The organism is Bifidobacterium merycicum DSM 6492 (genome assembly GCF_900129045.1).
Classification (GTDB): Bacteria; Actinomycetota; Actinomycetes; order Actinomycetales; family Bifidobacteriaceae; genus Bifidobacterium; species Bifidobacterium merycicum.
Map to the genome: position 1 here is coordinate 143,693 of NZ_FQTX01000002.1, position 21,170 is coordinate 164,862.

Below are 21,170 nucleotides of genomic sequence, written 5' to 3' on the forward strand. Positions count from 1 at the left end.
GTTGGCCGTGACATTGGTCGTGACATTGGTCGTAACGTTGCGATGATGGCCGTGACCGCAGTGGTATATGCCGCCGCGATCACGGCCATCGTCATTACCGTTCATGATCCGCCCTCGTTCGCACTTCCATAATCGTTTTTCCGAGATGGTCTCCCTGATGATTCTGTAATGGGCACGCCTCGCATAGCCGACGCTGGTAATACTGGCTGCGGGGTGAGAAAATCATGAAATCAATGATGAAACGATCAGCAGTCCTTATTTCCGCAGCGGTCTCAATGATGATTCTGGGATGTATCGCGATTCCGGCGTATGCAGTCACCGATGATGAAGCAACACCTGCCATGCTTACCGAGGCTGACATTACTGCTGTGTCGTACGACTATATGCGTGTTATATAGCTACTTGGAACGGGTGGGGTGGATATTCCTGTACCGACAGATGCCAATGAACAAGCGCTGATGAATCTAACAGAGTATAGGGTATGTGATGCTGGAATATGCCCAGTTGATGGTGTGTGTCCGACCGGCCATGCTTGAGCCACTGCCACGCTACCGATTCAATTACCAATTCTCGCCGGACTCTGACGGCGTGGATCTTATCAATGCCGGATGTTTAATTCTTGCCAGCATGTATATGGTGATTGCGGTTCTGGGATTTGCCTGTTATGCCGTTGGGACGATGTGCAGCGTGTATTCGGAACTTCCAACGGGTGGACTGGAGATGCAGGTTCCTCGTTCCGTGGATAATCGGCATTCGAACAATTCCCATGTGACTGGCGCGCAAACTGTGGCGATGGATTTCGGCGATTTTGAGAGTGATTCGGATGCCCCAGTGCCGGGCAGTATATTCCTTCCCTAGCATTTGCCATGTTGTTTGCTGGTTGTTGTTATTTATGCCGTACAGACGGCTATAAATGTGACAGCGGAGAATGCGATATGTGCGGCGTGTCAGATGACATGATATAGCAGTTTGATATACAGTGGAATTGAGCTGAATTTCTAGGGGGGTTGAGCTCGAAGGGTAATTAATAATTCATCTTTAATCAAAGGGGATTAATATGAGAAAAAGAATGATAACAGCGATAGTGTCTGCTATTGCTGCTTTCGGAATGTGCACTGGGGTGGCTGCTACTGCTAACGCGTATATACAATATCCTGTCAGCAAGGGAAACACGAACATAGGGTATTATCAGGCTAGCTGGGATGTTACACCCACCAAGTCTGATGTAACAGGTTATTCTTTCTCGCGAAGCCATTACTGCAGGTCTGTGCAAGACCGAACGATTGTACGATACCAATCGGCCTCCAAATATACACAATGCCATACCATCGCGAATGGTACCCAAGCTGCGCATGAAGATTGGGTGGAATACTCATATCAGTAGATATGAGTAGATGCCTGTTTGCGCCGCCGCAACGATGACTCAGCGGCGCAAACAGGCCCTATGGGGGAGGTTGTGATGAAAAACATGTGGCATAAATTTTTTTCCGCCGTGGCGATTGCGGTATGTGTTGGGGTTTGTCTTTCCGGATGTTCCGTTCCGGGGGCCGCGAAGAACAAGGGGACTGATTCCAGCGCTTCTTCCTCTTCTTCATCCTCCTCGGCCTCCACACCGCAGTCGGCTGAAGGAAGCGACCGGCAGCATTATGCGTCATCGTTGAAGGCATACGCGGAGTGGATGCTGAAAAGCGACGACGACATCCGCAAGTAATCCAACAGCACGCAGATTCCGATGAGCGACGCGCAGCGGGACATCATCGACCGTGCGATCGCCAATGAGGGGAAAGTATCCCGCGTCGATTATGAACAGTCCTGGATGAATTTCCGCTCTTGCATCATGAACCGTGGGTGGACCGACCCCAAACCGACCGCATACGGCGGATTCTATGCGGTTCCCAGCATGAACGAAGAGGGCATGAGCAAGACGCAGGACGAGAAGCTCGTCAACGATCTGAACTTCTGCTCGATTTCGGAGAACACGAACACCGACCAGCTGTATCGCACGCAGGAAAGCAATCCCGAGCTGTCGACCGATAGCGATCAGTTGCTCGTGAACTGTCTCATCCAAAAGAAGGTCGCACCGACCTCGTACACCAAGGAACAGTTCTCGAAAGATTGGAGCAGCGGTTCGGCACCGGCGTTCTTCTCCAGTGCGGAGGCGCAGGAATGCTTCACGCTCTATCAGTACGGGGTCGCCAATACGCAGGATGCCGACTCGTATTGGAAACCGCTGGGGTGATGCGGCCTGCACATCAAACATGATGCCAAGTATGGGATGAGATTCGACGCAAATCATCGAGGGGGATGAGAGCAATGTTGTTCCGTCGTGAACGAGGAGTCAAGGGAGGAGATGCCGGTAAACGGCGTCGGCACGCCAACGTCGCGGTATGGGTCGTAATGTCCATCATCGTGGCGGCGGCGGTCAGCGTGGGAGCGTGCGCGGTGTTCCTACCCGACCGGCCGCCGGCATTACTAGGCGCTTCAGGGGAAATCACCGAAGCCAAAGTCTCCACGCAGCAATACTGCGGATCGCAGACCGTCACCCTCATCCCCAGCATTTCGACCAGCCGTGCATTGCTCGGCAACAGCAACGGCACCGTAACCGCGGACTATTCGAGCGGCGGACTGGCTTCCGGACGCGCGTGCATACGCGTGAACGACCGTGCCGTCATCGCGCTCAACACCGCCATACCGCTCTACCGCGACTTGCATGTGGAGGACCGCGGTCAGGACGTCCGGGCGTTCAACAACGAGCTCAACCGACTCGGATACCTGTCCGATCCGGACAGCGACCGCTATTCATGGAACACGCAGCAAGGGTGGAAGCAACTGATGGCGGACAACGGTTCCGATAGCGACGGCACCCTGCAGCTCGCCGACATCCTATGGATTCCCGAACCAAACATCAGCGTCGGCGACTGGCAGGCAACAGCCGGCGCGAACATCACACAAGGTACGCAGATCGGTGAGATCCCGGGAGCGCTCGTCAAACTCAGCATCAAGAACGCCACGCCATCGGATTAGGACCGCATCATCACGGTGTACGGGCAGCCGACCACCCTGCCTGCAGGGCAAACCGCCATAGACAATGCCGACTATCTCAAACAGGTGTCGGCGACCGAGGAATACCAGTCCCAAACCAAGGAGACGCTCGCCGCGGGTATCAGCGCCACGCTCGCGCTGCCGCAAGCCATCAACGCGCTGCGCGTGCCGGCCGGAGCGGTCTACGGCATCAACGGCAACAAAGGTTGCATCATGACGCCGGACGGAACATCGCACACCGTCAGCATCGTGGGCTCGTCGCTCGGCGTAAGCCTTGTGCAGCTTGGTTCCGGTGATGCCGCCTCCATCACCTCGGTGGCCGTGGGCTCGAAGATCGCGGGCGCGACATGCTCCTGAAGGCAATCGGGTTGGCGCATCGTTTCCCGGGAACGGATGTGCTTTTCGAACACCTTGACTTCACCATCGCCCCCGGGCAGACCGTCGCGCTTTGTGGTCCATCGGGATGCGGCAAATCCACGTTGCTGTCCATTCTTGCGGGATGGGTCAGACCGTGGGCCGGGCAAGTGGAACGTGAAAGCATCCACCGCATCGGATGGGTGTTCCAGAACCCGTACGGCGTGCCCGAACGAACCGCGCTCGACCATGTGGTCTTTCCGCTGCTCTGCCATGGCATGAGCCGACGCGAAGCGATCCCGGAAGCCAAGGAGGTCATGGGATTGTTCGATTTGGACTATGCGGTGGACCGTAGATTCTCCGAACTGTCCGGAGGCGAAGCGCAGCGGCTCATGCTTGCGCGTGCGGTGTGCTCGCACCCCGACGTGCTGCTGGTGGATGAGCCGACCGCCCAATTGGACACGCGAACCGCTGACTCGGTCAGCGAAGTGCTGGGCAATCTCGCCGGGCAGGGCATGATCGTCGTGGTGGCTACGCATGATCCGCGTGCAAGGGACGCGTGCGGACGGGTCATCGATCTTGCGCATTACGCGCCCGCCGCAAGCGGGGAAGAGCGAAAAGACGCGCAGGACTCCGGCGCGGACCTTCAGGCTGTTCCCTCCGGAACGGATGAGCCTACCGTTTCCACGCCGACCGTGGGCGAGGAGGGCGAACAGTGAGACTGCAATCGATTGTTTCCGAAGCCGTGCGCAACATCAGCGCGGGAACCGCACGCGCCGCATGGTTCTTCCTCGTCGTTTTCATTACCGGACTGCTGCTGGGCGGGTATGAAGCCACATCCATCGTGCAGCTTGAACAGGAAGCCGTCACGCGCATCGCATCCGATGCGGACACCAAGGCCTTGGTCGGAGCCGGTGTGGATGGCGTGGCCTGCGATGCGCTCACCCAAGTCGCTAACGGTCCCAGTCTGTCCGGCGCGGCGCGGGCCACGGACAGCATCACCGCGGCATCCACGCCGGGCATGGAACTGCCCGCATACGAGGTGACGCCGGGATTCATACCGTTGCTCGTCTCCGGTGGCGAAAACGCGGCATCCTCCGCATCCTCCGCATCCTCCGGAAACTCCAGGGACTCCGGGGCGCAGACGTCGTCGCCGGCGGGGACGAACGGTACCGTCGACACGTCCGGCATCTGGGTTTCCACGGACGTGTCCCGCGATTTCGGCCTCGTCAAAGGCAGCGTCATGCAAACCAACCATGGTGACATAACCGTCGCGGGCGTGTACTCCTGGCCCAACGACGGGCGTGACTCCAGATTCGCCTATGCGGCGATCGTGCCGGTATCCGCATCATCGGGCACCTTCACCGAATGCTGGGCCAAGCAATGGCCGCTCACCGAACAAACCGACGAGCTGCTGCGAACCACGGCCATCGTCACCGCATCGGATGGCAACACGGCCGTCGCGCAGGTCAACAAATCCTTCGACAGTCGCTATGATGCGGCATCCAACTACAGGCATCGCATGTCCGCATGGCTGCCGTACGTGGCTCTGGGCATCGGTGTGATCGTCGGTGTGATCTCCGTGCGCCGTCGACGGCTCGAATACGCCGGAGCGTTGCATATCGGCCAATCCAAGGGAGCGCAGATGCTCGGCATGCACATCGAAACGCTGATCTGGTCGGGCTTGGCGAGTCTGGCATGCGTGGCATTGCTGTGCGCGTACTGCTGGCGCATGTCCGTGGACGGATGGCTGGAGATATTCCTCGCCGCCTGCCGGGTGCCGGCCATGACCTTCGCCGGTGTCACCGTCGCGACGTTCCTTGCCGGCATATGCGTGCGTGAATCCCAGCTGCTGCGATTCTTCAAAAGCCGATAGCCGGCGGTGGTAAACGTGACAGGTGATAGGCGAGGTGGACACGGTATTGCGATAGTCATGGCGGGACTTTATGGTGGAAGCGACACGGGAGCCGCCCCCATACGGCGGCTGAGAGGAGATCGAGAGGATCTCGACCGATGGAACGTGCACGGGCAATGCCGGGCACGGATATTGTCGCTCTTATTTCCCGTGCCTTGAACCCCGCCGACGCGCTACGTCGACCTGAGAAGAAAGGCACTTGCCATGTCTGCAACAACCATGAACAAACCCAATTTCAAATGGCGCGTCATCGATATCGCCGTCGCATCCGTGATCGGCGTCGCATCGGCCCTGATCTACTGGCTGGTCGCCATCGTCACCGCGGCCCCGTGGGGCGTGCTCGAAGCCGTGATCCCCGGTCTCGCCGGCCTGTTCAACGGCCTGTGGCTGTTCGCCGCACCGCTCGCGGCGGTTATCGTACGCAAGCCCGGCGCGGCCATCTACGCCGAAGTGGTCGCCGGCGTGCTCGAAGCGCTGCTCGGCAACCAGTGGGGCGGCCTCGACACCTTCGCCATCGCCCTCGTGCAGGGCGTGACCGCCGAAATCGCCTTCATCATCTTCGCCTACAGGAAGTGGAACATCGGCACCATGCTGCTTTCCGGAGCATTGTCCGGCGTCGGCTGCTGGGCCTACAGCTTCTTCACCCACCTGCAGGCCATCGACATCGCAGGCTCCTACGGCATCGTCTACCTCATCACCACCGTTGTTTCCGGTACGCTGGTCGCCGGTCTGCTCATGTGGTTCCTGTACGTCGGCATCGCCAAAACCGGCGCACTCGACAAGTTCGCCTCCGGTCGTGAGGTGCGCGGCCTGAACTAGCCGCTCCCGCAACACCAGCCGGTACGGCCTGCAACGGTCCGCGACGAACCGATGCGGGCCGTATCGATATGTTCCGAACACCCATGCCGGAAACGGCGAACGCCACCATCACGAAGACTGCAGCAAGGATCATCACAGTGTCCGAATCTTCAACAACACCCAACAGCGCATCGTTCCGAAACGCCGCATTGCGTTTCGAACATTGGGGCTACCGCCATGCGTCACGCAAACATTTCAGCGTGCGCGGCCTGAATCTCAATATCGAAGCCGGGCAGCGCGTGCTGCTCTTGGGTGCGTCCGGCATCGGCAAATCCACCATTCTCGAAGGCGGAGCCGGTCTGTTGGGCTCCGACGAATTCGCGCAAGGTGAGGAAACCGCGGAAGACGGCACGATCGCCGTGGTCGACGCCGAAGGTGGTGCCACCGAAGGACGCGTACTGGTGGACGGCGTTCCCGTGCATGAGGCGAGAGGACGTGTGGGACTCGTCTTGCAGGATCCGGACGCGCAAGCCGTGTTCCAACGGCTCGGCGACAATGTCGCCTTCGGACCGGAGAACCTCAATGTGGAACGTGACGAAATCTGGCGGCGCGTGAACGACGCGCTCGCCGCGGTCGGTTTGGAAGGCCTGCAACTGCACCGTTCGATCACCCACTTGAGTGGCGGGCAGATGCAACGGCTCGCCTTGGCGGGCGCGTTGGCGATGCGACCGGGCGTACTGCTGCTGGACGAACCCACCGCGAACCTCGACCCCAATGGCGTCACCCAAGTGGTGGGCGCGGTGCGTGACGTGCTTGACGAATTCCATTCGACCATGGTGTTGGTGGAGCATCGCGCCGAACCGTGGATCGACCTGATCGACCGTGTGGTCGTGATGGGATCCGCGGAAAACAGTGCGGAAAACAGTGCGGAAAACAGCGCGGAAAACAGCGCGGAAAACAGCGGCGATGGCAGCGATGCCAATGATGGCAATGATAAGAACGACGGCGAGAACACGGAACGCCGTACCGTCATCGTCGCGGACGGCACCCCGGACGAAGTGTTCAACGATCCGAACCTTGACTTCGCGCAACTTGGCATCTGGGTACCGGAACGATACATGCGCGACGAATACCGCATCAAACCCATCCACGTCGACAGCGAACCCGACTACACAGCCCGCGAAGGCACCGGTGAACCGGTATTGAGCACCCATGACCTCACCATCGGACGCAACGGCACGGCAGTAGCGACCGGCATCAACATCGCTTTCAAACAAGGCCAAATCACCGCGATCGTCGGCGCGAACGGCGCAGGCAAATCCACGTTGTCACTCACCCTGGCAGGCTTGCTCGAACCAGTAGACGGCGACGTGGAAGCATCGCGCTCGCTGGCGGAAGGCGCTCGCGGCACGCATCCCGGTTCGTGGAAATCCACCGAACTCGCCTCCCGCATCTCCTACGTGTTCCAGAATCCCGAACACCAGTTCGCCAAGGGCAGCGTGCTTGAGGAAGTGATGCTCGGCCCGCTGCGCACCGGTGCCGACGAGCGGAAGGCGCGGGAACATGCGCTCGGACTGCTGGAGCGCTTCAACCTGTTGCGGTATGCGAACGCCAACCCGTACACGCTGTCCGGCGGGGAGAAGCGCAGGCTCACCGTGGCTTCGGCGCTGGCCGCCGCCCCGCGCGTGCTGATCCTCGACGAACCGACCTTCGGGCAGGATCGCAGTACTTGGATGCAGATGGTGGAGCTCATCCAAGGACTGCGGTCGGACGGCGTGAGCATCATCGTCGTCACGCATGATAGGGAACTGGTCACGGCATTGGGTGCGCGTGTGGTCGAACTATTGCCCGAGAACGCGGCATTGGAATGGGATATCGCGCATGATGCCGCGCATGATGGGGAGCGGGGCGTGCCGTCTTGCGGTGACGGCGTGATCCCGGTAAGCCAGGTGAACACGCGCGACGAGCGGGAACGCCAATCCAGCCGTTCTCCGTTCCTGGCGTCGCTCAACCCGGCATACCGTCTGATTGGCGGTTTTCTTGCGGCGCTGCCCCTGCTGTTGAGCCTCGACTGGCTGTCCGCGGGAAGTATGCTTGTTATGGAATTCGTCATTCTCACGGCCATCGGCATCATGCCATGGCGGACGGTGAAATCGACGTGGCCGGTGTTCATCGGTGCGCCATGCTCCGCGTTGGCCGTGCTGTTGTACGGCAAGTCGGGCGGCAACCTGTGGTGGCAGTGGGGATTGATGCACGTCACCGACCGTTCCGCGGAACTTGCTTTGGCGACGGCGTTGCGTATTCTCGCCATCGGCATTCCCGCGATTGTCTCCGTGATCGGCATCGATGCGACCGATTTGGCGGACTCGTTCAGCCAGATCCTGCACCTGCCCGACCGTTTCGTCTACGGCGGTTTGGCCGGTATGCGCCTGTTCTCCGTGTTGCAGGATGACTGGACCGCGTTGACGGCATCCCGGCGTTCGCGCGGATTGGGCGATGACAATAAGATTCGCGCGTTCTTCCCGCAGACCTTCGCCCTGCTGGTATTGTCCATTCGACGTTCCACCACGCTGGCCACGGCCATGGAGGCGCGAGGATTCGGCGGCACCGGGCCACGCAGCCATGCCCGCGTGAGCGAAGTGCACATCCGTGACAAAGTGTTCCTCGTGGTGTGCTTGGCGTTGCCGGTCATCGCGTTGTGCCTGGCATGGCGGTTCGGTACCTTCTCCTTCTTCGGCAATTGAGTTCTCTGTAATTGAGTTTCTTGGCAACCGGGTTGGATTCGCGTCGAACGGTTCCTGCAAGGTTCGGCGTCGTCGACCATGCGGCTGCGGCGTGGGAATGTCGGCTCGGGCGGTAGTGTGGAGGGCATGCCAATCAACGCTCAACTGCTTGACAATCCGAAATCCGACCGAGTCCGCAGAATCGCGGACCTCACCCGCACCAAGGGCCGCCGCAAGAGCGGCAGATTCCTCGTCGAAGGCCCCCAATCCGTGCGCGAAGCCATACGCTACGCGTCCGACGTCATCACCGACATTTACGTGGCCGGTGATGAGGAGGGCATCGACTCCGATGTGCTCGCCGACATCGCGCAGCGTGCCATCGACGCTTCCGCCGACCTGTACGTGCACACCGCCACGCGCGAAGTAATCGACCACATCAGCCCGGACGCGCAAGGCATCATCGCCGTCGGCGACACCGACAAACTCCGCGCCGGCATGGACGCCAAAGTGGAGAACGCCGCCGGCCGCCCCAAAGGCATGCGCGTCGCCGCATTCTGGCAGGTACGCGACCCGGGCAACGCGGGCACCGTGATCCGCGCCGCCGACGCTGCCGGATGCGACGTGGTGGTATTCGTCGATGACTGCGTCGACATGCTCAACCCCAAGGTGATCCGCTCCACGACCGGCTCGCTGTTCCACATCCCCGTCATCACCATGGGCACCCGCGAATTCTTCGACTGGATGGGACAGCAAGGACTCGACGTGTGGGCCGCCGACGTGTACGGCACCCGCAAACGCAAGCCGGAACGACTGCCCGACGTGCTCGACGCGATGCGCGAGGAGGGCAGGCGCGGCGAAGGCTACGCGGTGCTCTTCGGCAACGAGGCTCGCGGCCTTAACGCCAAGACCATCGAACAATGCCAGCGCGTCGTGACCATCCCGCTCTACGGCAAAGCGGAATCACTCAACCTCGCCACCTCCGCGGCGGTCATTCTCATGAGTCTCGCGTTCCTGCGCTAGACAATCGGAACCACCACGCAAGTAGAACGTTATACGCTCCGGACGCAAGCGCCCGTGCGAGCGCCCGCACTGGCGCTGTCCAAGGAATGAAGCCGAGGGCTTATACGGTCGAGCATGCGTGAAAGAATGTGTGTCGGTAAAGTGCTTGGAAACGCTATCGTTCCAAGGGATATTAGAAAGGGAAACCGTGGCAGAGGGTATGGTGTTTGACGCCCAAGCGGTAAGCGATGCAGTCGCTGAAGGCATTGCCAAAATCCAAGACGCCTCCAGTTTGGAGGAATTGAAAGCCATCAAAACGCAGTACGCCGGTGCCGAGTCGGCTATGACCAAGGCCAGCAAGGCCATCGGATCGCTGCCCAAGGATCAGAAGAAGGAAGCCGGCCAGCTGCTCGGCAAACTCCGCGCCGACTTCGGCCGCGCGTTCGGCCCCCGCGAAAAGGAACTCAAGGCCGCTGAGGAAGCGGCCGCCCTCGCCGCCGAGACCGTGGACATGACGCTGCCCGTCAACCGTAAGCCGCTGGGTGCACGTCACCCGCTCGCCAAGCTGATGGAGGACGTCGAGGACTTCTTCATCGCCATGGGTTGGCAGATTTCCGCGGGCCCCGAAGTGGAAAGCGAATGGTACAACTTCGACGCCCTGAACTTCGGCCCGGATCATCCCGCACGCCAGATGCAGGACACCTTCTACGTGAAGGGCAACCAGGCCAAGGATGCCGCCGGCTTCGTCGGCAGCAACATGGTCGTGCGCACCCAGACCTCCTCCGATCAGGTCCGTGCGCTGATCACTCGTGGCGTGCCGCTGTACATCGCAAGCCCGGGCCGCGTGTTCCGCACCGACGAGCTCGACGCCACCCACACCCCGGTGTTCCACCAGTGCGAAGCTCTCGCGGTGGACAAGGGCCTGACCATGGCCGATCTCAAGGGCGTGCTCGACAAGCTTGCCGTGGCCATGTTCGGCCCGGAAGCCAAGACCCGCCTGCGCCCGAGCTACTTCCCGTTCACCGAGCCGAGCGCCGAACTTGACCTGTGGTTCCCCGACAAGAAGGGCGGCCCGGGCTGGCTCGAATGGGGCGGCTGCGGCATGGTGAACCCGAATGTGCTCAAGTCCGCCGGCCTCGACCCGAACGAATACACCGGTTTCGCCTTCGGTGTCGGAATGGAACGTACACTGCTGCTGCGCAGCGACATCAACGATATGCACGACCTTGTGGAAGGTGACGTGCGTTTCGCCGAACAGTTTGTGATGGGGGAGTGATTACCCATGCCTATGGTTGATATGGATTGGCTCAGAAGCCATGTCGAGGTCCCCGAGGATCTCACGTACGAACAGCTCGCCAAGGATCTGGTGAAGGTCGGTCTGGAAGAGGAGGAGATCCACTCCAGCCAGGTCACCGGTCCGATCGTGGTCGGCTACGTGGTGGATGCCACGCCGGAACCGCAGAAGAACGGCAAGATCATCAATTGGTGCCATGTCGATGTCGGCGACGAATACAACGAGGTCGACGAGAACGGCAATAAGGTGCCGCGCGGCATCATCTGCGGCGCGCCGAACATGGCCGCCGGCGAGAAGGTCGTCGTCACCCTGCCGGGTGCCGTGCTGCCCGGTGATTTCAGGATCGAACCGCGCAAGACCTACGGTCACATCTCCAACGGCATGTGCGCCTCCGAACGTGAGCTCGGCTTGGGCGACAACCACAACGGCATCATCCTGCTGCGCGAATACGGTTTCACCGAAGAGGAATACGAAGCCCTCAAGCCCGGTGATGACGCCATACACCTGCTGCATCTCGACCAGCCGCTGCTGGAGATCAACATCACCCCGGACCGCGGCTACACGCTGTCCTACCGTGGCGTGGCCCGCGAATACCATCATTCCACCGGCGCCAAGTTCACCGATCCGGTGATCGCGCTGAACAAGAAGGTGCCGACCCCCGCCTCCGCACTGCCGGACGTCAAGCCCGACATCGAAGTGCAGATCGACGACAACAACCCGATCCACGGTGTGCCCGGCTGCGACCGCTACTACGCGCGCATCGTGCGCGGTTTCGACCCCGCGGCCCGCACCCCGAACTGGATGCGCCGCCGTCTCATCCGCTCCGGCATGCGTTCCATTTCGCTGGCCGTCGACGTGACGAACTATGTGATGATGGACTTGGGCCAGCCGATGCACGCCTACGATCTGGACAAGCTTGAAGGGCCGATCGTGGTCCGCCGTGCGAACGAGGGCGAGAAGCTCGTCACGCTCGACGGCAAGGAGCATGAGCTGAGCACCGAGGATTTGCTCATCACCGATTCCCCGAACGGCGAGCGTTCCTCCCGTATTCTCGGCATCGCCGGCGTGATGGGTGGCCTGTACGGCGAAGTGACCGCCGAAACCAAGAACGTGCTGCTGGAAGCCGCGCACTTCGATCAGGTGTCGATCGCGCGTTCCGCCCGTCGCCACAAGATCCCGTCCGAAGCGTCCCGTCGCTTCGAACGCGGCGTCGACTGCGCCCTGCAGCCCCCGGCCGCGCAGATGTGCGCCGACCTGCTGGTCGAATACGGCGGCGGCGTGCCCAGCGACACTCCGAACGATGTGAACAACACCAAGCATCGCCGTTCCATCCAGTTCCCGACCTCCGAAGTGGCTCGCGTGGCCGGTCTCAACACCGACGTGAACACCATTTCCAAGATCCTGACCGATATCGGCTGCACCGTGGCCGGTGGCGGCAACGGCGAATTCTCCGTGAACGCGCCGACCTGGCGTCCGGACCTCAACGAGCCGTGCGATCTGGTCGAGGAAGTGGCCCGACTGGTCGGCTATGACGAGATTCCGGTGCGCGTGCCGGCAGCCCCGGTGAAGGGCGAAGTCGGTTTGACCGCCGACCAGCTGCGTCGCCGTCGCATCGCCGACGAGCTCGCCGAATACGGCATGGTTGAAGCGCTGAGCTACCCGTTCGTCGGTGATGAGGATTACAAGGTGTTCGGTTACGATGCCGAGGCCACCAAGCGCGTCAGCGTCGAAATCGCCAACCCGCTGTACGGCGACCGCCCGTACCTGCGCCGCGAAGTGCTACCCACCCTGGCCGCCACCGTGCAGCGCAACATCCGCCGCGGCATCGAGAACGTCAGTCTGTACGAGCTCGGCCACGTCTACCTGTGGAACCCCGACGCTCCGGCCATCCCCGCCCTGCCCGGCGGTGTGAAGCCCACCGAGGAGCAGCTCAAGGCGCTCGACGCTGGTCTGCCCGATCAGCCCGACCATGTCGCCGGCATCTTCACCGGTCTGTCCGAGAACACCGGTTGGATGGGCGGCAAGCGTCCGGTCGACTGGTCCGACGCGGTCGAGGCCGTGCACCGCATCGCCGACCGTATCGGCGCGGCTATCGAACTGAATCAGCCGGCCGCCGAGGAGGTGCCCGCACAGTGGCATCCGGGGCGTTTCGCCTACGTGGATGTCGACGGCAAGCACGTCGGCTTGGTGGGCGAACTGCACCCGCATGTGAATGAGGCGCTCGGCTTCCCGGCCCATTCCGCCGCATTCGAGCTGAACATGACCGACCTGTTCGCCACGCTCGACGGCAAGCCGGTGCAGGCCAAGCCGATTTCCACCTTCCCGCCCGTCAAGCAGGATCTCGCGTTCACCGTGGATGAGAGCGTGAGCGCCGCCAAGCTGGAGAACGTGGTGCGCGAAGCGGCAGGCGAGGATCTCGAATCCATCGAACTGTTCGACGTGTTCACCGGCGATCAGGTGGGCGAAGGCAAGAAGTCGCTGGCATTCGCCGTGGTGTTCCGCTCCCCGGGCAAGACCCTGGGCGCTGAGGACAGCGAGGCGATCCGAGCCCGCATCGTCGAGGCCGCCGCTCAGCTGGGAGCGCAACTGCGCGCCTGAGCATGGATATGATATGGGGTGTGTGCCGGTGAGGTGCACACCCCATTGGGTATCGTGAGACGTTGCGAACGTTGCGTTGGATATTGCGTTGAACGATGCCACGCTCGAAAAGCAGGTACATAGGTATGGATGATCAGAAGCAGTCTGAGTACGGGCAGACCAATCAGCCGCAGTACGGGGCCATGTCCGGGCAATACCCGGGGTACGATCCGTACCTGTACGGCAAGCCGGAACCGGAACAGCCGAAATCCGGCGACGCCGCTGCACAGGGCAACCAGGGCAATGCCCAGCCCATGGGCGCGCAGCCGTACGCCGGTCAGGGCCAGCAGGGGCAGCCGTACAATCCGTACGGTCAGCAGAATCCCTACGGGCAGCCCGGCCAGCAGAACCCGTACGGTCAGCAGCCCAATTCATATGGTCAGCCCAACCAGTACAACCCATATGCACAGCCCAACCAGTACAACCCATATGCACAGGCGCCCCAGCAAGGTCAGCAGCCCAACGGCATGCCGATGCTCCAGTATTTCAATCCCGACGACCCCCAACAGAACCCGTTCTACGGGCATTGGGACTCGTACGCGATCGTCGCCTTCGTCTGCTCGATCCTGTTCTCCATCCCGGTGCTTCCCGCGGTCATCGGCATCCTGTCGCTGGCTCGTACCAAGCGTCTGCATATGCGCGGCCGTGGGCTCGCCATCGCAGCCATCATCATCAACGTGCTGACCACGCTGCTGCAGGCCTACCTGCTGATCAAGGGCATCAACATCAACGATTTGTATTCGCAGATGCTCAACATGTATTCCGGCGGCGGCACCGGCGGCGGCTCGGGCGACGGTTCGATCTCCGCATAGCTTCGATACGCACTTGCATGACTGCGTGCGGTCATGAAACGATTCGGCGGGTTCTGTGATATTTCCATCGCGGAACCCGCCTTCGTCGTTTTTTGTCGGCCGATGTTGGTTCGGCATTGACATGGCGTAGGTGCTTGCACAGATGACGGGACGATGGCGTTTCGGACGAATGATCACGAAGCGAAACGCGGAGGATTGCATAATTATGCATTAGTCTGTATATCACTGTATGCTCAGGGGGAGTTACCTAGTCAAAGGATATAAATATGGCGAAATACACGGTTGCCGTGGCCGGTGCTACGGGTTATGCGGGCGGTGAGGCATTGCGCATCCTCGCGGCCCATCCGAATTTCGAGGTGACCTGCGTGGCCGGTCATTCGTCCGTGGGCGAATCCATGGCGAAGCATATGCCGCACATTCCGCAGCTGGCCGATCTGGTTGTGGAAGACACCACTCCCGAAGTGCTCAACGGCCATGATGTCATCATCCTCGCCCTGCCGCACGGCGCTTCCGGCAAACTCGCCTCGCAGCTCGATCCCGAGGCCGTCGTCGTCGACCTGGGCGCCGACCACCGTCTTGAGGAGCAGAGCGCCTGGGATGCTTTCTACGGCGGCGACTTCTACGAGCATTGGACTTACGGCATGCCCGAGCTGATCGTCGGCACGGACGAATCCGGTAACTATCTGCGTCAGAGGAGCGCCCTGCCGGAAACCAAGCGCATCGCCGGCCCCGGCTGCAACGTCACCGCCACCACGCTGGCCATGCAGCCTGGCATCGCCCAGGGGCTCATCGAGCCGAAGAGCGTCGTGGCCGATCTGGTCGTAGGCTATTCCGGCGCGGGCAAGAACCTCAAACGCACCAACCTGCTCGCCGCCGAAGCGTTGCAGGCCGCATTGCCGTACGGTGTCGGCGGTACGCATCGCCATATTCCCGAAATCCTGCAGAACTTCGCGCATGCCGCCGGCAAGAGCGCCGCGGATGCGAAGGACTTCACCCTGAGCTTTACCCCGGTGCTCGCGCCCATGTCCCGCGGCATTCTCGCCACGGTCAGCGCGACCATGACCGACAAGGCCAAGGCCATGACCGACGCCGAGATCCGTGAGGTTTGGACGAAGGCCTATGAAGGCCAGGATTTCATGGTTGTGCTGCCGGAAGGCACGCTGCCTTCCACCGGCAATATCATCGGCTCGAATGCCGCGCACCTGCAGGTGGTCACCGACCGCAATGCGGGCCGCATCATCGCGTTCGCCGCAATCGACAATTTGAACCGAGGCACCGCCGGTCAAGCGGTGCAATCCCTGAACATCGCCCTGGGCCTGCCCGAGGACCAAGGCCTCACCAAGATTGGAGTGGCACCGTGAGCATTACTTTCGCACAGGGCTTTTCCGCCGCAGGCGTCGAAGCCGGAATCTCTTCCGTGAAGGGCAAGAAGGATCTCGCCCTCGTCGTCAACAACGGTCCGCTGAACGCGGCCGCAGGCGTGTTCACCTCGAACCGTTTCTGCGCGGCCCCCGTGCAGTGGTCCCGCAAGATCGTGGCGGATGGCGAACTGAAGGCCGTCATCCTGAACTCCGGCGGCGCGAACGCCTGCACCGGTGAACCCGGCTTCGCGCAGTCGAAGAAAACCGCCGAAACCGTGGCCGAACTCGTCGGCTGCAACAGCACCGACGTCGCGGTGTGCTCTACCGGTCTGATCGGCGAACTGCTGCCGCTCGACAATGTGCTCGCCGGCGCGAAGCACGCTTATGAGGCTCTTGCCAGCACCGCTGAAGCCGGTGCCGACGCCTCGCACGCCATCATGACCACCGACACCAAGCCGAAGACCGTGGAATTGAACGGTTCCACCGGTTGGAAGATCGGCGGCATGGTCAAGGGCTCCGGCATGATCGCCCCGCAGCTGGCCACCATGCTGTGCGTGATCACCACCGACGCCGTGGTGTCCGCAGGCCAGATGCAGGCCGCCCTCGCCGTGGCCACCGACCATTCCTTCAACCGCATCGACGTGGACGGCTGCATGTCCACCAACGATACGGTGCTGCTGCTCGCCTCCGGCGCTTCGGGTGTCGAACCCGATCAGGACGAGTTCAACAAGCTCGTGCAGGAAGCCTGCGCTTCGCTCGCCCGCCAGATCGTGGGCGACGGTGAAGGCGCAAGCCATGATATCCGCATCACCGTCACCGGTGCCACCACCGAGGAGGCCGCACTCGCATGCGGCCGTGCGGTCGCCGCGTCGAACCTGCTCAAGTGCGCCATCAGCGGCAACGACCCGAACTGGGGACGCATCGTCTCCTCCCTCGGCACCGTGCCCACCGAGGTCGCGCCCTACGATTCCACCGCCGTGACCGTCGACGTCAACGGCGTGCGCATCTGCGAGAACGGCGGTGCCGGTCGCCCGCGCAGCGAGGTCGACATGACCCCGCGCGAGGTGCACATCGACATCGACCTGCATGCAGGCAGTGCCGAGGCGACCGTCTGGACCGACGACCTGACCAACGACTACGTGCACATCAACGCCGACTACGAAAGCTGATTCGCCCCACCCCGCGGCAACGCTCCGGTAGTACACCGGTAACGGCGGTCTGATGGGTGTTGTGAGACATAAAGCTCGGCCTACCGACCTGGAGGATGTCGAACAACATCCACCGGACCGTCCAAGGGTTAGCCAATCACCGGCTGAACGATGAAACGAAACTAGGAAAGAACATGAGTGAATTAAAGGGACCCGGATTCCACTTCGACGTGCATACGGATCTGCGCGCCGATCAGAAGGCGGAAGTCCTTATCGAGGCGCTGCCGTGGCTTGAGGAGTTCGCGGGCCAGCGCATCGTCATCAAATACGGTGGCAATGCCATGATCGACGAGCATCTCAAGGCATGCTTCGCCGAGGACATGGTGTTCCTGCGTCAGGTGGGCCTGCACCCGATCGTGGTGCACGGCGGCGGACCGCAGATCTCCCAGATGCTCAAGGCGTTGGGCATCAAGTCCGAGTTCAAGGGCGGTTTGCGTGTGACCACGCCGGACGCCATGGATGTGGTGCGCATGGTCCTCACCGGTAAGGTTTCGCGCGAACTGGTGGGCCTGATCAACGCGCACGGCCCGTTCGCCGTGGGCCTGTCCGGTGAGGATGGCGGCTTGTTCTCCGCCATGCAGCGTCACCCCGTCATCGACGGCAAGCCTACGGATATCGGTCTGGTGGGTGACGTGGTGAGCGTGGATGCGTCCGCCGTGGAGGATCTGGTGAGTGCCGGCCGTATTCCGGTGGTGTCTTCCGTCGCCCCGAATGAGGACGATGCCACGGAAGTGCTGAATGTGAACGCCGATTCCGCGGCTGCCGCATTGGCCGCCGCCGTGGGTGCGAGCAAGCTGGTCATTCTGACCGACGTGGATGGCCTGTATGCGGATTGGCCTGATCGCAGTTCGCTGATCGGCCGTATCGGCGTGGAGACGCTGCGCGACATGCTTCCCGATTTGGAAAGCGGCATGAGACCGAAGATGGAGGCTTGCGTGCGTGCCATCGACGGTGGCGTGCCCAAGGCCCATATCATCGATGGACGCAAACCGCATTCCATCCTGAACGAGATATTCACTTCCGCGGGTATCGGCACGATGGTCGTGCCCGAGGACGGCATCGAAATGAGGAGTTCCTATGAACGCTGACACCACTGAGGGCTTGGATGTGCTCGGCCCCAACGACGGCAAGTGGCTGGGGGAGTACTCCCAGGTGCATATGAACGTGTTCGGCACGCCGTTGCGTGTGATGGATCACGGCGAGGGCACCCACGTGTGGGACGTGGACGGCAACCGTTATCTTGATTTTCTGGCGGGCATCGCCGTCAATTCGCTTGGCTACGCGCATCCGGCGTGGGTCAAGGCGGTTGGCGAGCAGGCCGCGAAGGTTGCCCATGTGAGCAACTATTTCGCGTCCGAACCGCAGATCGAGCTGGCTGCGAAGCTTATCGAATTGGCTGGCGCTCCGGAGGGTTCCCGCGTATACTTCGGCAATTCCGGTGCCGAGGGTAATGAGGCTGCCATCAAGATCGCCAAACTGCATGGTCGTACATTGGCTGCTGATGGTTCCGCCCGCATTGTCGCGCTGGTGAACGGCTTCCATGGTCGTACGCTGGGTGCGTTGTCGGTGACGTGGAAGCCCGCGATCCGCGAACCGTTCCAGCCGCTGCTGCCGAATGTCGAATTCGTGGAGGCCGGGGATGCCGAGGCGTTGAGGAGCGTGTTCGCCGCCACGGGTAAGGATGGCAAGGGTCCTGTCGCCGCGGTCATGATGGAGATGATCCAGGGTGAGGCCGGGGTGCGTCCGGTTGGCGCGGAGTTCGTCAAGCTTGCGCGTGAACTGTGCACCGAGAACAATGCCTTGCTGATCATCGATGAGGTGCAGACGGGTATTGGCCGTACCGGTTCTTGGTTCGCGTTCCAGCGTGAGGAGCTGTCGGGCGGTGTCACTCCGGATGTGGTCACGTTCGCCAAGGGTGTTGCGGGTGGCTTCCCGATGGGTGGCATGATCGCGTTCGGCGCGAAGGTCGCCGATCTGTTCACCCCCGGTTCGCATGGTTCCACGTTCGCCGGTAATCCGCTGGGTGCGGCGGCTGGCATGGCCACGTTGACCACCATTGAGGGCGAGCATCTGCTTGATAATGTCGAGGCGCGTGGCGTGCAGCTGCGTGAGGGCATTATGGCCACCGGTAATCCGCTGTATGAATCTGTGCGTGGCGCCGGCCTGCTTGATGCGGTGCAGTTGAGCCATCCGTGCGCTCATGCGGTGATGAACTGGTGCTTGGAGCGCGGTCTCATCGTCAACGCGGTGCGTGCCGATGCGCTGCGTTTCGCCCCGCCGCTGATCGTCAGCGAATCCGATGTCGAGGAGGCTTTGGCCATTCTCAAGGATGTTCCCGTCGATCTGCCCGACGACTGATTGATATCGTCAGGTCGGACTGTCCGGGTCCGGCCGGAATGGGTGGTGCGCGACATCGCCGTTGACATCGCGTACCGCCCGACACAACGTATAACGTAAGGAGATAACATGGCAACCCCCGAACTGCGCCATATGCTGCGCGATGACGATCTGAACCACGAGGAGCAGAAGCAGGTCCTGGAACTGGCCATCAAGTTCCATAAGGATCGTTTCTACCATCGTCCGTTCGAAGGCCCGCAGGGTATCGCGGTGATTTTCGACAAGCCGAGCACCCGTACCCGTTCCAGCTTCTCCATTGGCGTCGCCGAACTTGGCGGCTATCCGCTGGTGATCGACAAGTCCGGTTCCCAGCTGGGCCGTGGCGAGCCGGTGGCCGATACGGCGCGTGTGCTTGACCGTATGGCGTATGGCGTGGTGTGGCGTACGTTTGGTCAGGATAGTGTTGAGGAGATGGCGAAGTACAGTTCGCATCCTGTGGTCAACGCGCTGACCGATGAGTTCCACCCGTGCCAGATTCTCGCCGATTTCCAGACCATCGCCGAGCATCGTGGTGGTGTGGAGAATCTGAAGAACCAGACCATCGCCTATTTGGGTGATGCGGCCAACAACATGTCGAACTCGTATCTGCTTGGCGGTGCCGTGGCTGGTATGAATGTGCGTGTGGCCGGTCCGTACGGTTATCTGCCTGATCCGGCGATCGTGGCTGATGCCGAGGCCATCGCCGCTGAGAATGGTGGTTCCGTGCTGGTCACCACCGATCCGAAGGAGGCTGTGGCGGACGCCGACTGCGTGTTCACCGACACGTGGGTTTCCATGGGTGAGGAAGCCGAGTATGCTGTGCGTTCCAAGCCGTTCTGGGATTATCAGGTGAATGCGGATCTGATGGCGTTGGCCAAGGATGATGCGATTTTCCAGCACTGCCTGCCCGCTTACCGCGGCAAGGAGGTCACCGCCGAGGTCATCGACGGCCCGCAGTCCGTGGTTTGGGATGAGGCCGGCAACCGTCTGCACGCGCAGAAGGCTCTGCTTACCTGGCTGGCTGGCAAGGCTCGCGGTGACGAAAGCCTGCTGGCATGAGCGATCCCACACCGATGCAGCGTCCGACCAGCCGGGCCGCCCGGTTGAGCGCCATCGAACAGGCGCTGCTGACCCGTGTCATCACTTCGCAGGCGCAGCTTTCCAAGGTGTTGGCCGATGAGGGTATCGAGGTCACGCAGGCGACGTTGAGCCGTGATCTTGATGAGATGAACGCGTTCAAGCGTCGTCTGCAGGATGGCACCATGGCTTATGCGGTCGGGCATCCGGAGGGCGATGACCGTCCGTTGGATGGCAAGGTGCAGCAGCAGATGTCCCGTGCGCTTAACGGGCTGGTGACGTCCGTGGCCACGGCGAGGAATCTCATCGTGGTCCACACGCCTTCGGGTGCCGCCCAGTATGTGGCGTCCGTGTTGGATAAGCAGAATATCGACGGGGTGTTGGGCACCATCGCCGGCGACGATACGGTCATGATGATCTGCGCCGATGATGACAGTGCCTCCGAACGCGCCGACTGGCTGCTGTCGTTGGCTTCCAAATGATGCCGGATGCCGTCTTGTGACGTCTTGTGTCGTCGGATGGCGTCGCATGTGAACCGGGCTGGTTTCGCAATGGTTTTTCCGTTCCGAAACCG

At 61.4% G+C, this 21,170-nt stretch carries 19 protein-coding genes; all 19 read left to right on the forward strand.

The genetic code is table 11. The annotated features are described in order from the left end of the window. Positions 1-483 precede the first annotated feature (483 nt). The 19 genes from BUB29_RS03155 (at position 484) to argR (ending at position 21,078) form a co-directional block, all read left to right on the forward strand. Positions 484-858: a hypothetical protein gene (locus BUB29_RS03155; protein ID WP_152571760.1), complete on the forward strand. Its 375-nt coding sequence runs from the start codon at positions 484-486 to the stop codon at positions 856-858. A 601-nt stretch (positions 859-1,459) separates the two neighbouring features. Beyond that, the gene (locus BUB29_RS09655; RefSeq protein ID WP_143155135.1) at positions 1,460-1,711 is read left to right on the forward strand and encodes a hypothetical protein; all 252 of its coding nucleotides are present in this window, start codon (positions 1,460-1,462) and stop codon (positions 1,709-1,711) included. A 21-nt stretch (positions 1,712-1,732) separates the two neighbouring features. Continuing rightward, on the forward strand, positions 1,733-2,239 hold the full coding sequence (locus BUB29_RS03160) for a hypothetical protein (protein ID WP_033521853.1): 507 nt from the start codon (positions 1,733-1,735) through the stop codon (positions 2,237-2,239). A gap of 158 nt (positions 2,240-2,397) precedes the next feature. Then, the gene (locus tag BUB29_RS10060) at positions 2,398-3,024 is read left to right on the forward strand and encodes a hypothetical protein (RefSeq protein WP_234945678.1); all 627 of its coding nucleotides are present in this window, start codon (positions 2,398-2,400) and stop codon (positions 3,022-3,024) included. A gap of 15 nt (positions 3,025-3,039) precedes the next feature. Further along, a complete protein-coding gene (locus BUB29_RS10065; protein ID WP_234945679.1) occupies positions 3,040-3,399 on the forward strand; it encodes a hypothetical protein in 360 nt (119 codons plus the stop codon). Beyond that, on the forward strand, positions 3,390-4,115 hold the full coding sequence (locus BUB29_RS03170) for an ABC transporter ATP-binding protein (protein ID WP_081888350.1): 726 nt from the start codon (positions 3,390-3,392) through the stop codon (positions 4,113-4,115). The genes BUB29_RS10065 and BUB29_RS03170 overlap by 10 nt, the downstream gene beginning before the upstream one ends. After that, entirely contained in the window at positions 4,112-5,272 is a 1,161-nt protein-coding gene (locus tag BUB29_RS03175) for a hypothetical protein (RefSeq protein ID WP_033521852.1), read from the forward strand. Before BUB29_RS03170 ends, BUB29_RS03175 begins: the two co-directional genes overlap by 4 nt. A 243-nt stretch (positions 5,273-5,515) precedes the next feature. After that, complete coding sequence (locus BUB29_RS03180) at positions 5,516-6,130, forward strand: ECF transporter S component (protein ID WP_033521850.1); 615 nt, start codon at positions 5,516-5,518, stop codon at positions 6,128-6,130. Between the two features lie 83 nt (positions 6,131-6,213). After that, complete coding sequence (locus tag BUB29_RS03185) at positions 6,214-8,853, forward strand: ATP-binding cassette domain-containing protein (RefSeq protein WP_033521848.1); 2,640 nt, start codon at positions 6,214-6,216, stop codon at positions 8,851-8,853. 126 nt (positions 8,854-8,979) lie between these two features. Then, positions 8,980-9,852 carry a TrmH family RNA methyltransferase gene (locus BUB29_RS03190; protein ID WP_033521846.1) on the forward strand — a complete coding sequence of 291 codons (873 nt, stop codon included), beginning with the start codon at positions 8,980-8,982 and terminating at the stop codon, positions 9,850-9,852. 199 nt (positions 9,853-10,051) lie between these two features. Next, positions 10,052-11,107: a phenylalanine--tRNA ligase subunit alpha gene (pheS, locus tag BUB29_RS03195; RefSeq protein ID WP_193349134.1), complete on the forward strand. Its 1,056-nt coding sequence runs from the start codon at positions 10,052-10,054 to the stop codon at positions 11,105-11,107. Between the two features lie 6 nt (positions 11,108-11,113). Further along, a complete protein-coding gene (gene pheT / locus BUB29_RS03200) occupies positions 11,114-13,723 on the forward strand; it encodes a phenylalanine--tRNA ligase subunit beta (RefSeq protein ID WP_033521842.1) in 2,610 nt (869 codons plus the stop codon). 125 nt (positions 13,724-13,848) lie between these two features. Further along, positions 13,849-14,574 carry a DUF4190 domain-containing protein gene (locus BUB29_RS03205; RefSeq protein WP_033521841.1) on the forward strand — a complete coding sequence of 242 codons (726 nt, stop codon included), beginning with the start codon at positions 13,849-13,851 and terminating at the stop codon, positions 14,572-14,574. Between the two features lie 266 nt (positions 14,575-14,840). After that, a complete protein-coding gene (gene argC, locus BUB29_RS03210; RefSeq protein WP_033521840.1) occupies positions 14,841-15,935 on the forward strand; it encodes an N-acetyl-gamma-glutamyl-phosphate reductase in 1,095 nt (364 codons plus the stop codon). Next, positions 15,932-17,104 carry a bifunctional glutamate N-acetyltransferase/amino-acid acetyltransferase ArgJ gene (gene argJ, locus BUB29_RS03215; protein ID WP_033521838.1) on the forward strand — a complete coding sequence of 391 codons (1,173 nt, stop codon included), beginning with the start codon at positions 15,932-15,934 and terminating at the stop codon, positions 17,102-17,104. The genes argC and argJ overlap by 4 nt, the downstream gene beginning before the upstream one ends. Before the next feature lie 173 nt (positions 17,105-17,277). After that, complete coding sequence (gene argB, locus BUB29_RS03220) at positions 17,278-18,231, forward strand: acetylglutamate kinase (protein ID WP_033521836.1); 954 nt, start codon at positions 17,278-17,280, stop codon at positions 18,229-18,231. Continuing rightward, the gene (locus tag BUB29_RS03225) at positions 18,221-19,501 is read left to right on the forward strand and encodes an acetylornithine transaminase (RefSeq protein ID WP_033521834.1); all 1,281 of its coding nucleotides are present in this window, start codon (positions 18,221-18,223) and stop codon (positions 19,499-19,501) included. Before argB ends, BUB29_RS03225 begins: the two co-directional genes overlap by 11 nt. A gap of 108 nt (positions 19,502-19,609) precedes the next feature. Further along, on the forward strand, positions 19,610-20,578 hold the full coding sequence (gene argF / locus BUB29_RS03230) for an ornithine carbamoyltransferase (RefSeq protein ID WP_033521832.1): 969 nt from the start codon (positions 19,610-19,612) through the stop codon (positions 20,576-20,578). Next, on the forward strand, positions 20,575-21,078 hold the full coding sequence (gene argR / locus BUB29_RS03235; RefSeq protein WP_033521830.1) for an arginine repressor: 504 nt from the start codon (positions 20,575-20,577) through the stop codon (positions 21,076-21,078). The genes argF and argR overlap by 4 nt, the downstream gene beginning before the upstream one ends. The last annotated feature ends 92 nt before the right edge of the window (positions 21,079-21,170 follow it).

Excerpts from the sequence above, each read along its gene's own strand:
- BUB29_RS09655 (WP_143155135.1), top strand. The coding sequence starts at position 1,460 with ATGAAAAACATGTGGCATAAATTTTTTTCCGCCGTGGCGATTGCGGTA.
- BUB29_RS03160 (WP_033521853.1), top strand. The coding sequence starts at position 1,733 with ATGAGCGACGCGCAGCGGGACATCATCGACCGTGCGATCGCCAATGAG.
- BUB29_RS10060 (WP_234945678.1), top strand. The coding sequence starts at position 2,398 with ATGTCCATCATCGTGGCGGCGGCGGTCAGCGTGGGAGCGTGCGCGGTG.
- BUB29_RS03170 (WP_081888350.1), top strand. The coding sequence starts at position 3,390 with ATGCTCCTGAAGGCAATCGGGTTGGCGCATCGTTTCCCGGGAACGGAT.
- BUB29_RS03180 (WP_033521850.1), top strand. The coding sequence starts at position 5,516 with ATGTCTGCAACAACCATGAACAAACCCAATTTCAAATGGCGCGTCATC.
- BUB29_RS03185 (WP_033521848.1), top strand. The coding sequence starts at position 6,214 with ATGCCGGAAACGGCGAACGCCACCATCACGAAGACTGCAGCAAGGATC.
- BUB29_RS03190 (WP_033521846.1), top strand. The coding sequence starts at position 8,980 with ATGCCAATCAACGCTCAACTGCTTGACAATCCGAAATCCGACCGAGTC.
- pheS (WP_193349134.1), top strand. The coding sequence starts at position 10,052 with ATGGTGTTTGACGCCCAAGCGGTAAGCGATGCAGTCGCTGAAGGCATT.
- pheT (WP_033521842.1), top strand. The coding sequence starts at position 11,114 with ATGCCTATGGTTGATATGGATTGGCTCAGAAGCCATGTCGAGGTCCCC.
- BUB29_RS03205 (WP_033521841.1), top strand. The coding sequence starts at position 13,849 with ATGGATGATCAGAAGCAGTCTGAGTACGGGCAGACCAATCAGCCGCAG.
- argC (WP_033521840.1), top strand. The coding sequence starts at position 14,841 with ATGGCGAAATACACGGTTGCCGTGGCCGGTGCTACGGGTTATGCGGGC.
- argB (WP_033521836.1), top strand. The coding sequence starts at position 17,278 with ATGAGTGAATTAAAGGGACCCGGATTCCACTTCGACGTGCATACGGAT.
- BUB29_RS03225 (WP_033521834.1), top strand. The coding sequence starts at position 18,221 with ATGAACGCTGACACCACTGAGGGCTTGGATGTGCTCGGCCCCAACGAC.
- argF (WP_033521832.1), top strand. The coding sequence starts at position 19,610 with ATGGCAACCCCCGAACTGCGCCATATGCTGCGCGATGACGATCTGAAC.
- argR (WP_033521830.1), top strand. The coding sequence starts at position 20,575 with ATGAGCGATCCCACACCGATGCAGCGTCCGACCAGCCGGGCCGCCCGG.